The sequence below is a fragment of the Prevotella amnii DSM 23384 = JCM 14753 genome, from assembly GCF_000378745.1.
Classification (GTDB): domain Bacteria; phylum Bacteroidota; class Bacteroidia; order Bacteroidales; family Bacteroidaceae; genus Prevotella; species Prevotella amnii.
The window spans coordinates 39,743-51,696 of the sequence record NZ_KB905279.1 but is presented as its reverse complement, the minus strand read 5'-3'; the positions used below and the strand labels follow the sequence as shown (position 1 = coordinate 51,696).

Annotated in this window: 7 protein-coding genes; 2 read left to right on the top strand and 5 right to left on the bottom strand. The window is 34.0% G+C overall.

Annotated features, from left to right (window positions below):
- Nucleotides 1–419: 419 nt before the first annotated feature.
- Nucleotides 420–1,925 carry a glutamine synthetase family protein gene (locus tag F596_RS0106415; RefSeq protein WP_019036300.1) on the bottom strand — a complete coding sequence of 502 codons (1,506 nt, stop codon included), beginning with the start codon at nt 1,923–1,925 and terminating at the stop codon, nt 420–422.
- A 361-nt stretch (nt 1,926–2,286) separates the two neighbouring features.
- Here F596_RS0106415 and hemN point away from each other — a divergent pair, with 361 nt between their 5' ends.
- A complete protein-coding gene (gene hemN / locus F596_RS0106405; RefSeq protein ID WP_019036299.1) occupies nt 2,287–3,651 on the top strand; it encodes an oxygen-independent coproporphyrinogen III oxidase in 1,365 nt (454 codons plus the stop codon).
- A 123-nt stretch (nt 3,652–3,774) separates the two neighbouring features.
- Here the strand turns inward: hemN and F596_RS0106400 are convergent, their stop codons facing one another.
- From F596_RS0106400 to radA, 4 genes are all read right to left on the bottom strand, one after another.
- Nucleotides 3,775–5,571 carry an ABC-F family ATP-binding cassette domain-containing protein gene (locus F596_RS0106400; protein WP_019036298.1) on the bottom strand — a complete coding sequence of 599 codons (1,797 nt, stop codon included), beginning with the start codon at nt 5,569–5,571 and terminating at the stop codon, nt 3,775–3,777.
- A 4-nt stretch (nt 5,572–5,575) separates the two neighbouring features.
- Nucleotides 5,576–6,181, bottom strand: a complete 606-nt coding sequence (yihA, locus tag F596_RS0106395; protein ID WP_019036297.1) for a ribosome biogenesis GTP-binding protein YihA/YsxC — start codon at nt 6,179–6,181, stop codon at nt 5,576–5,578.
- 149 nt (nt 6,182–6,330) lie between these two features.
- Entirely contained in the window at nt 6,331–8,805 is a 2,475-nt protein-coding gene (feoB, locus tag F596_RS0106390) for a ferrous iron transport protein B (RefSeq protein ID WP_019036296.1), read from the bottom strand.
- 178 nt (nt 8,806–8,983) lie between these two features.
- Nucleotides 8,984–10,381, bottom strand: coding sequence for a DNA repair protein RadA (radA, locus tag F596_RS0106385; RefSeq protein WP_019036295.1), 1,398 nt, complete (start codon nt 10,379–10,381; stop codon nt 8,984–8,986).
- A 62-nt stretch (nt 10,382–10,443) separates the two neighbouring features.
- Between radA and F596_RS0106380 the strand changes: the two genes are divergently transcribed.
- On the top strand, nt 10,444–11,358 hold the full coding sequence (locus F596_RS0106380) for a substrate-binding domain-containing protein (protein WP_019036294.1): 915 nt from the start codon (nt 10,444–10,446) through the stop codon (nt 11,356–11,358).
- Nucleotides 11,359–11,954: the final 596 nt, after the last annotated feature.

The following is an 11,954-nucleotide window of genomic DNA, read 5'->3' as shown; positions in this document are numbered from 1 at the left end:
AGACCGCTCTTTTTGAGGTAGAGCAACACCTTCATTTTTTCTGTTTTCATACGCTTTGATGTTTTGTGGCAAAATTACCAATTTCAAAGCGTTCCTCACTTATGCAGAAAACTGCCGACCGCAGCAACAACCACACGAGCGAAAATAACTTAGTTACCGAATATTGCCCCATCGTTACTTATGACGAAATCGGGTAACGCTCTAGTAACTGAACTTCTGCCTAAATCTGCATATTATAACTCTTTTTGAAAAGAGCACTTCTATGCAAATTATTCCGTTTCCTGCTCATTATCAGTCAGTTTACACCAACTTCGATATTTCTTCATTTTCGCTGATTAGTTGTAGTGCAAGTTCCATTAAATACATAGTTGGAATCATGGGACTTGCACTTTTCTATACATTTATGTTAACTATTATAATTATCCACAGTGGAAATATTTTTTCACTAAAATGGCTATTTCTTCTGGTTTATCATGTATATCAGCACGTAAAGTGCGATCGTGGGTATCACGTAGTTGCTTTAAAATGCCGTCTATCATAGCAGCAGGGAACACATTGTAAGCTTGATAAATAGTTCGTTGCTTTTCTAAGCAATCTGCAGAAGCTTCACAAGAATCAGGTAGTTGTGTAAGGTTAGCATATTTGCTGGCATTTTTTTCGTCATGAATATCACTATCGGCAAATGTATTTTCTGCTATTTCTTTGGCATTAGGCATTTCAAAGCCATGACGACAAGCTACACATAATCCTGCAAGAAGCTGATAAATATCAGCAGAACCATCAGGTGATCGCATTTCAACAGTCTGTTTGCCACTATAATCACGTTGTGTTAAAGGTTCTAAGGGATTAGCTTTATGACACATGTCTTCACCAGAAGTCCAGCCTAAAGGTACACGAACCAAAACAGATCTATTGCTCATACCCCAACAAACGTTAGTAGGAGCTTCTTGATGAGGAACAAGACGGAAATAAGATGTAGGATTTTTATTACCAAAAGCTGTAATGCTTGGTGCAAGTTCCATCATTCCTGCTATCATTTTTCGTGCATCATCAGAAAGCTTACCATTATTAAGCATCATATTCTTACCATTTTTCATCATGCGCATATGAATATGCATACCTGAACCAGCTTTTCCTGTGGTAATTTTAGGTGCAAATGTAACGTCTAATCCTTGTTTATAGGCTAAAGTTCTGATAGCCCATTTAGCTAAGAGTATCTGTTCTGCACATTCATTTGCAGGTACTGGTAAAAATTCTATTTCATTTTGTTCATAGTTTAAGTGATTATCTACAAAATTACCTACTTCAGAGTGTCCATATTTTATCTTACCTCCTATTTCTGTAATGATTTTCATACATGCAGTGCGAAAGTCGTTGGTTTTAGAGAATGGAGAACTTTCATGATATCCATGTTGGTCTTCAGCAGGGAAGTCCTCTTCTTGTTCATGTATAACATAATATTCAAGTTCACCCATTGCTTCATAGGTCATTCCTGTTACTTCTTCAAAGGCTGTCATAGCTTTAAAGAGTGTTTGCTCTGGAGAAGAGGCTAAAGGTTTTCCATCTCTATCAAAGAAAGTACATAGAAAGCATAGAGTAGGGGTAACTGCAAAAGGATCTATAAAAGCAGTAGAATAGCGAGGTATTATATATAGGTCACTACTTTCTGCAGCTATAAAGCTAAATAATGATGATCCATCTACACGTTCACCACAGGTAAGTATTGTTTCGAGATATTTTTTTGAGTGGATAGAGAAGTTTAAGGTTTTTAATCTTCCGTCTCCAGCAGGATACATGAAATTTACCATTTCAATTTCATACTTATCTACTATTTTAAGAATGTCTACTTTGGTAAAAGTCTTTGATTTCTTACATAGAAATGTCTCCAACTTGTTAGCAGAAAAAAGATTAATATTATTTTCCATTATTAAAAAATTTATGAGGTTATATTTATTACAAAAATAAGAATTCTTTTCTGAAAATAAATCTTTTTAGTGTTTTATTTTCTCTTCTTTTCCTACTCATTTATGATGATAAAAGTAACATAAATATGCTTTTATGTTTAACTTATGATACTATAAGGCTGTTTATAAGAAATAATTGTGTATTTTTGCTTGCAATAAATGATAAAGATATGACAAAAGGAACTTAAAGAAAAAATATTTGTAGTGTAACAAGATTTTATTTTGATAAAAGAAAGTCATATTACCTAAGATAGAAATAATAAGATTATATAGGCGTATGGCTTATTAATTTATAAAACAATAAAATAATTTTTTACTTATAATGAATACTAATATTCTTAATAAATATAATGTATCTGTACCACGATATACGAGTTATCCTCCAGCTAATTATTTTGAATCATTTACTGAGGATAACTATATAGATGTTCTTGAAAGAAGTAATATCTATGGCACAAGTAATCTTTCATTTTATTTTCATATACCGTTTTGTTACCGATTGTGTCATTATTGTGGGTGTAATTCTTATCCTATGCAGAAACAAGAATATGTAAAGGCTTATGTAGAGGCTATTCATAAGGAAATAGATATTGTAGCAAAGCATTTGAATAAAAAGAGGTGTATTTCTCAGATACATTATGGTGGAGGAAGTCCTACATCTTTGCCTGTAACAGTTTTGAAAGAGTTTAATGAGCATTTATTTTCTTATTTTCCAACTATAGAACATCCTGAAATAGCAATAGAGTGTCATCCTGGTTATTTAGAAAAAGATGATTGGTATAAATTGTTATCAGCACATTTCAATCGTTTTAGTATAGGTGTGCAAGATTTTAATGAAGATGTACTTAAAGTAGTTAATAGAACTCCTTCCAAGCTACCTTTATTAGATATAATTAATATATTGCGTGAAGGTGGTGCAAGTATTAATATGGATTTTCTTTTTGGGCTTCCTCTTCAGACTCCAGATAGTTTCCTTCAAACAATGCGCAAGGCAATAACTCTTAAGCCTGATCGTCTTACTACTTTTAGTTATGGTCATTGTCCATGGATATTTAAGAGACAAATGATATTAGAGAAGGCTGGTCTGCCTAGTAGTGAAGATAAGTCATTGATGTTTAAAAATGCCGAGACGGAATTATTAAAAGCAGGATATGAAGAAATAGGTTTAGATCATTTTGTGTTGCCTTCTGACGAACTTACATTAGCACTTAATACTCACCAGCTTCATCGTAATTTTCAGGGTTATTGTACTCGACGCACTACAGGGCAAGTATATGCTTTTGGTGTTACAGGTATTAGTCAGTTAGATATGGCATACGCTCAAAACACTAAGTCAATAGATGAATATATAGCAATGCTGTCAATAGGACATCTTCCTGTTAGTAAGGGATATAATTTATCTTCACAACAAAAGATAGTAAGGGCAGTAATAGAGCAGCTTATGTGCAATTATCATATAGAGTGGGAAACTTTAGCTTCAGAGCTTAATATATCTAAAGAATTTCTTATGGATAGTATTAATTATCAGTCTGATGTTTTAGAGGAGATGCAACGTGATGGTTTGATAACATTCTCTGAAGATTATTTAACAGTATTATCATCTGCTCGTCCTTTTGTTCGTAATGTAGCAGCGGCTCTTGATCCTATGATGATAAATACAGAGAAGCATTTTTCAAAGCCTTTGTAAGTATTTTTGCGGTAAAAAGTTTTTTATACGTTTAGTTTTAAGTTAATAATTATTTGTGCGGCGTTTAGGAAAATAGGTATTATACTTTTTAATTATAAGATTTTTTGTATAATCTTTTAGTTATTAAGATTTTAATTCATCTAATTCTAACCACCGCATTTCAAGTTTATCAAGTTCGCTACTTATTAAGGGTAGACGTTTACTTTTATCAGTAAGTTCTTCTACAGATAGAGTTCCTGAGCAGAGTGCTTTTTCAATGGCTTGCTTTTCTGTGTTTAGCAGTTCTATTTTTTTCGTAATTTGTTCGTATTCATATTTCTCTTTAAAGGTCATTTTGTGTGTTAACTCATTGCTACTATTGCGGCTCTTGTTTAGTTTAGTGGTACTTTTGGGTTGTTGAATAGGTTTAGAAACATCTTGCTCTTTTGACTTTAGGCGCATATAATCACGATATTGCGTGTAGTTGCCAGGGAAGTCTTTTACATCTCCTTTACCATTAAATACTAAAAGATGATCTACTACCTTATCCATAAAATATCTGTCGTGTGATACAATAATTACGCATCCAGGGAAGTCTTGTAGATATTCTTCTAAGATCTGAAGGGTCTGAATATCAAGATCGTTGGTAGGCTCATCAAGTACCAAGAAATTAGGGTTTTTCATTAATACAGTGCAAAGATATAGTTTGCGCTTCTCTCCTCCAGATAATTTGCTTACATAATTATGCTGTTGTTCAGGGTCGAATAGAAAATGCTGTAAAAATTGTGACGCACTTAGATGCCGTCCACCACCTAAGTCGATATAATCGGCTATATCTGTTATAATATCTATAACTTTTTGATCATTGCGAAATTGTAATCCATCTTGTGAGAAATATCCAAAGCGTACGGTTTCTCCAATGTCAAATTTCCCCTCATCAGGTGTAATGTAACCTAAAAGCATTTTAATGAATGTAGATTTTCCAGTACCATTATTTCCAACAATTCCCATTTTTTCAAAACGAGAAAAGTTATAATAGAAGTTATGGAGAATTACTTTATCATCAAATCGTTTTGAAACATATTGACATTCAAAAATTTTACTTCCAATATATACATTAGACGATTTAAGTCGTATTTGTCTTTCTTCTATGCGTTGTTTAGCCTTAGCTTCCAGATAGTAAAAAGCTTCTTCACGATAGCGAGCTTTATGTCCGCGTGCTTGTGGCATACGGCGCATCCATTCCAGTTCGGTACGATAAAGATTATTTGCTCGTGCTATTTCAGCCTTTGTGTTATCTATGCGTTCTTGTCGTTTTTCCAGATAATAAGCATAATTACCTTTATATGTATATATGGTATTATTATCTATTTCAATGATAGTATTGCAAACATTATCAAGGAAATATCTATCGTGTGTAACCATAAGAATGGTTTTATTACCACGTTTTAAGTAGCTTTCAAGCCATTCTATCATATCTAAGTCGAGGTGATTTGTGGGCTCATCAAGTATGAGAAGGTCTGGTTCTAAGATTAAGGTGTTAGCTAAGGCTACACGTTTTTGTTGTCCTCCACTTAATTCCCCCATAGGCTGCTCCATATTATATATCTTTAGCATAGTGAGTATCTGTTTTGCCTTTAGGAGCTTTTCTTCATTACCTTGATGATTAAAGCAAGCATCAAGTACAGTCTCATTAGGATCGAATATAGTGGTTTGCTCTAATAATCCCACCTTTATGTTATTACGATATATAATACTTCCGCTATCGTATCCTTCCTTTTCGGTGAGTATAGATAGTAAAGTTGATTTCCCTGTTCCGTTTTTAGCTATTAGTCCAACATGCTGTCCTTCGGAAACAGAAAAAGATATGTCATTAAATAGTATTTGAGCCCCAAATCGTTTTGAAAGAGATTGAACATCAAGATAAGGTTTTTGATTCATAAAATTAGCCTTTATTGATATTAGAATTTATACTTTCTATATAATTGAGAACTTCCTCTTTACCTGTTTTCTTTTCAGCTGATGTTATGAAATACGGAGGGAGTTCTTCCCATGTATCTTCTAGTTTTCTCATCCAAAGAAGTGCATTTGATTTGGCTTTTCCTGTTGTTAGCTTATCGGCTTTTGTGAAAATTATAGAGAAAGGAATGTTGCTTTTTCCTAACCAGTCTACAAACTCACGGTCAATAGTTTGCTGTTCGTGTCGAATGTCAATAAGTACGAATACATTGATAAGCTGTTTACGCTGTAATATATATTGTGCTATCATCTGTTCTAATTTATTACGAACAGATTTAGAGCTTTTTGCATATCCATAACCAGGTAAGTCTACTAAATACCATTCTTTGTTAATAATAAAATGGTTTATAAGTAATGTTTTCCCTGGTTTTGCCGATGTTTTAGCCAAACCTTTGTGGTTACATAGCATATTTATAAGACTTGACTTACCCACATTTGATCTGCCGATGAATGCATATTCTGGCTTGTTATCATTAGGGCATTTAAAAACTGTAGGAGAGGATATAATAAACTCTGAATCTTTAATAATCATGATAGCTAAATATTTAGCGGCAAAATTACATAAAAATTATTGCAAATACTTCTTCAAGTAAGTATTTTTAAATATAAACATTTAAAAGATTAATACTTTTAATACTATAAAAATTCTATATGTTGGTGTAGTTTTTAGCAAAGCTCTCTTTATATAAAAAGTAATCCTATCCTAAATACCACTGCACTTACTACCCATGCTAATACCGTTGTGTATATTGCGCAGAATAAAGCCCAGCCCCAACTACCTGTTTCGCTTTTTACTGCTGCTATAGTAGCTATGCAAGGAAAGTATAATAACACAAAGAGTAAGAAGCAATAAGCAGTAAGTGTGGCTATAGGTTCGGCTTCTTTTATACTAATGCCATGTGTTTTAGCCACATCTTTTGTTATTTGTTTGTGAAGAGAGCTATACTTCTTGTCATCATTGCTATAATTGTTATCATTACTAAAGCTATCATTGTCAGTATAAAGTACTCCCATAGTAGAAGCGACAATCTCTTTAGCTCCTACTCCTGATAATATTCCGACGTCTAACCGCCAGTTGAAACCTTGAGCCCGGAAGATAGGCTCTACCGCTTTACCTATTCTTCCTATATAGCTTTGTTCTTGTTTTTCTTGTCTGTTTATTCTTGGGTCATCGTTTACGGGGAAATAACCTAAAGCCCATACAATAAGTGATGCTACAAGTATTATTCCACCCATCTTTTTAAGATATTGTTTACCTTTCTCCCAAGTATGCCTACCTATGGCTTTCCATGTTGGGAACCGATAGGGAGGAAGCTCCATAACAAAGGGAGTATCTTCGCCTTTTATTAGAAATCGAGAGAATATCTTACTTGTAATACTAGCGATTAATATACCTATAACATAAAGCGATAACATAGCAATAGATCGGTATTTCATAGCAAAGAAAGAACCTGTAATCATAATGTAAATAGGTAAACGAGCCGAGCAGCTCATCATAGGTAGTATGAGCATAGTGATAAGACGATTGCGTCGGCTTTCTATAGTACGTGTTGACATAATAGCCGGGACATTGCAACCAAAACCCATTACAAGAGGTATGAAAGACTTGCCATGTAACCCTATTTTATGCATTAATCTATCCATTATGAATGCTGCTCTTGCCATGTAACCCGAGTCTTCCATATAAGAAATAAAAAAGTATAGAATAAGTATTTGTGGTAAAAATACTATAACTTGCCCCACGCCTCCGATAATGCCACCTATAAGCATATCTTTTAAAGGTCCTGCTGGTAAATGTCCCTCTATTAAAGTTCCAAGATCTGCTATACCCGTTTCTATCCAACTCTTGGGATACTCTCCTAAGTTGAATGTAGTAGTAAACATTATAAAGAGTAGTAAAAAGAATATAGGGAAACCTAAATATTTGTTTGTGAGTATGCTGTCGATAATATGTGTAGTATGGTAATTGCCTTTTTTATTACCAGGACGATAATGTGTTTCTTTTAAAGCACCATTAATAAAACCATATTTAGCGTCCATGATAGCAGTTTCGCTATCGTTACCGGTTTCTTCCTTAACACGCTTTTCGGCTTCGTCACGATGTTTGAGTATTTCTGTAGAGTCGTTTAGGCTATAAATGAAATTTTCTACCTCTTTATCATGTTCTAAAAGTTTGATAGCAAGGTAGCGGGTGGAATAGCGTGAGCGTATGTCGGGGTATTGTTCTAAATGTTTTTGAATGGCTTTAATGCCGTTTTCTATTTCGTGTCCATGATTGATAAGTATATGTCTATAGCCGGAAGGTATGTTTTCATCATTTTTATATACATCAATTACTTTTTTGAAAAGTTCCTTTACGCCACGTCCAGAAATAAAAGAAGTGGGTATCATTGGTATTCCAAGTAGCAAAGAAAGCTGTTGTACATTAATATTATCGCCACGCTTTTCTGTTTCATCAAACATGTTTAGAGCACATACCATAGGTATATGCATTTCTATAAGCTGTGTGGTAAGATAAAGGTTTCGCTCTAGGTTAGAAGTATCTATTACATTGATTACTATATCAGGAGTTTTATCCGTGAGCTGAGTACGCACATAAAGCTCTTCAGGACTATAAGCAGACAAAGAGTAAGTACCCGGCAAATCTACAAGGTTAAATCTGTAGCCGTCTTGTTCAGCATACCCCATTTTAGCATCAACTGTTACCCCAGAGTAGTTGCCAACATGCTCATGAGCGCCAGATGCAAAATTGAACAGAGAGGTTTTACCACAGTTTGGATTACCAACCAATGCTACTGATATAGTTTTCTTATGTTTGTTATTAGAAGTGTTAATGTTAATGGGACTAAGTGTTTTGTCCATAACATCGTTCTTCTTAGCAAAGATTGTTTGCTGATGGTTAGCTGTGTCTTGTCCTATCTCTTTATCATCATACTCTGGTTGCACTTCTATGTTGTCTGCTTCGCTATGTCGCAAACTAACCTCATATCCCATTATTTTGTATTTTACAGGGTCTTGCAGAGGAGCGTTAAGCATAACCTCTACCTTTTTTCCTTTGATAAACCCCATTTCAATAATGCGTTTTCTAAAGCAACCTTGTCCTAAGACTCTTATAATAATGGCAGAATCGCCTGTCTTTAATTCAGATAATTTCATTTGATATAATACTATAGTGTGTTGCAATAAACATTTATTTTATTCATCACGTTTATTTACACATTCAATTAGTAAACAAAGATATAAAAAATATACGGAATATATTTACCTATACATAGTATACAATATTAAAATACCTACTATTAGGTATTGAGAATAAGTACCGATACCAATTATTTTACCCGAATAGCTCTCTAATGGCTTCCTCCACTTTGCTTACAGGGTGAATGTTTATGGAATATTTGTCTGTTAATCCTTTTATGTTATATTTTGGAATTATTATATCTTTGAAGCCTAACTTTTCTCCTTCTGCTATACGTTGCTCTATGCGGCATACAGGGCGTACCTCACCACTAAGCCCCACTTCGCCACACATACACCAGCCTTGCTCTATAGGAAGATCAAGGTTAGAGGATATTATAGCAGCAATGATGCTTAGATCCATAGCCATGTCAGTAACACGTATTCCACCTGTAATATTAAGAAAAACGTCTTTTTGCATGATTTTAAATCCTACTCGCTTTTCTAAAACTGCTAAAAGCATATTTAAGCGGCGTCCATCAAATCCGGTTGTTGAGCGTTGTGGCGTGCCATAAGCAGCAGAAGATACTAAGGCTTGTGTCTCTACTAAGAAAGGGCGCGCGCCTTCTATAGCATTAGAGATAGCTATACCTGACAGCCCCTCATGATTGCCTGTTAATAAAAGCTCTGAAGGATTGCTTACCTGTCGTAATCCTTCTTGCTGCATTTCGTAAATACCTAACTCGGAAGTGGAACCAAAACGGTTTTTAATGCTTCTTAGGATACGATACATATAATGCTGATCTCCTTCAAACTGAATTACGGTGTCTACTATATGTTCTAAAACTTTTGGTCCCGCTATAGAACCTTCCTTGTTAATATGTCCTATCAAGATAACGGGTACACCACTTGTTTTGGCAAAACGAAGTAGGGCAGCGGCACATTCGCGTACTTGTGTTATACTTCCCGGACTGCTATCAACCTCTTCTGTAGATATGGTTTGTATAGAGTCTATCACAAGAAGTTGAGGCATAACTTCTTTAGCATGCTCAAAGATATGCTCCAATGAAGTCTCTGAGAGTATTACTACATTATTGGGTATATTTTTAGTAATACGTTCTGCACGCATTTTTATCTGATTAGGACTCTCCTCTCCGCTAACATATAATACTTTAAAGTTAAGATGTAATATTGTTTGCAGTGTAAGGGTACTCTTTCCAATGCCGGGCTCTCCACCTAACAAAATAATACTTCCAGGTACCATACCTCCACCAAGCACTCTATTAAGTTCGGCATCATTCATATCTATGCGAGGGTCGTCAGTGGAAGATATATCGCATAATAGTTGAGGCTTATGAGCTAAACCTGCTATAAGCCCCATACCTGCTTTTTGTAACATTGTTGCAGCATGCTTAGTAGCAGATGTATTACGGGTAGCTGCTATCTTTATTTCTTTAAAGGTGTTCCATTGCCCACAGTTAGGACATTTACCTATCCATTTACTACTTTCCTGTCCGCAATAGCTGCAAACGTAAGCTGTCTTATCCTTTGCCATAATACGACAAAAGTAATAAGTTTTTTTTTAGTTACAAAATTAATGCTTACTTTTGCAAAGGTATGAAATATATAAATTATCTGTTTTTTTTATTTTTTTCAGTGCTTGTTAGTTGTAGTAAGTCGAAAGATAGGCAAGCTTCAGAGCTACAACATATAAAGGAAGAGCAGTTGGCAAAGTATAAGGCTGCTTTTAAAGTAGCAGTAATGCCTACAATGGATTGCCTTCCTGCCTATTTGTTGAAAGATAGTTTGCTATATGATAGTTCGAAGGTTGATGTAATTTTAAAGGAATATAATGCACAGATGGATTGCGATACTGCTATGCTTTATCATCGTGTGCAAGCGGCCTTTTCTGATTTGGTAAGGACAGAGCGGCTTAAAAAAAGGAAGAAATTGTTGTTACATTATCTAACAAGTACTAATGCAAGCTGGAAACTTATAGCCGATCGTCAAGCAAAGGTAATTAAGCCCGCAGATCTTAGTGATAAGATAGTTGCTATGACACGTTTTTCAGCTACTGATTTTTTCACTGATAAGGTAGTATATAAAGCCAAACCTAAATATAATGTGTTTCGTGTTCAGATAAATGATGTTTTTGTTCGATTAAGAATGCTTACGAACCATGAAATAGATGCTTATTGGTTTGAAGAGCCACAGGCTACAGTGGCTATGCAGGGCGATAATGTGCTTTTATATGATACTTCTGAAAGTGGTATCAACTTAGGGGTGTTAGCAATTATGGACAATGAGGATAGAAGCGCGCAAGAAGCAGCCTTTGCAGAGGCATATAATAACGCTGTTAAGCTAATCAATAAGCATGGTGTGAAATATTTTGCAGGTTTGATAAAAAAATATATGGGTCTTACAGATGCTCAGATAGAAGCCTTGCCTAATATTAAATATTCTACAGTAGAGCCTCCTCGTAAGGTGGATTTGTTATCTATAAAGAGCTTTGTGGAAAATATTAAGAGATAACATTTAAAAGAGATATAAAAAGATTAAGTAATCTTTCCATATTATAAGTAATAGCTTGGTGTATATGATGGTTATTAATGGAGACTTTACGGTAAAAAGAGCAAAAATCCTTGTCGTGACATTGATTTAAAAAATTTATAGTTGTGAAGAAAAATTGTTTTTTATAATGTTTTTTTACTTGTAGAGAATGTCTTTTAATGATAAAAAGCATTGTATAGGCGATAAAAATAAGTTATTTTTGTGTTATTTTTAATCTATTTTTAAAATAAAAATAGATTATTTTTATTTGCTGTATATATGTTATAGCAATATAAAAAGTTGTTTTTCTTTATTATATACGTAGCCTTTTAAGGTTTAAATATCATATTATGTTTTAAGAAGGTATTTTATATTATAGCTTTAATGTAATAAGGTATTTTAGCAATAAAATGAGATGTTTGTTATAAAAGTTGTAAATTTTTTATCAGAGTAAAGTTTGATGTAATTCTCTTTTTATATTTATATAGTGCAAAAAACGATATTTTCACTTGTTTTTATCATTTTTTATTATTACATTTGCAAATGTAAACCATTTGTATAATTATATGGACGATTAT